This is a genomic window from Pantoea sp. GbtcB22 (assembly GCF_019091025.1).
In the GTDB taxonomy this organism is placed as follows: Bacteria; Pseudomonadota; Gammaproteobacteria; order Enterobacterales; family Enterobacteriaceae; genus Pantoea; species Pantoea leporis.
In genome coordinates, this window is the sequence record NZ_JAGXKB010001124.1 from 1 (window position 1) to 228 (window position 228).

Below are 228 nucleotides of genomic sequence, written 5' to 3' on the forward strand. Positions count from 1 at the left end.
GGCCGATTTCCCGGCCCCCTGTTCCTCGCGGTTCCGCCAATCGAGATGGAATGGCCGCAACGCCTCGAGTTTGGCGCGAAGTCGGGCGCCAACGACAAGATCACTTATGCCGACATGCTTCGGGCCAGTGCCGGATTCCCCGCCTATCATCATCGTTTTCTACTTGGTTCGGTTGCCGACAATCTGGCTGAAAAGTTCGGCACGCAGGGTTCGCCGATTTCGCTCTCA

General features: G+C 59.2%; 1 protein-coding gene. It reads left to right on the plus strand.

Annotated elements, in window-relative coordinates:
• Positions 1–228 (plus strand): hypothetical protein (locus tag KVT28_RS27700; RefSeq protein WP_217551575.1); only part of this gene is annotated, 228 nt, incomplete at both ends.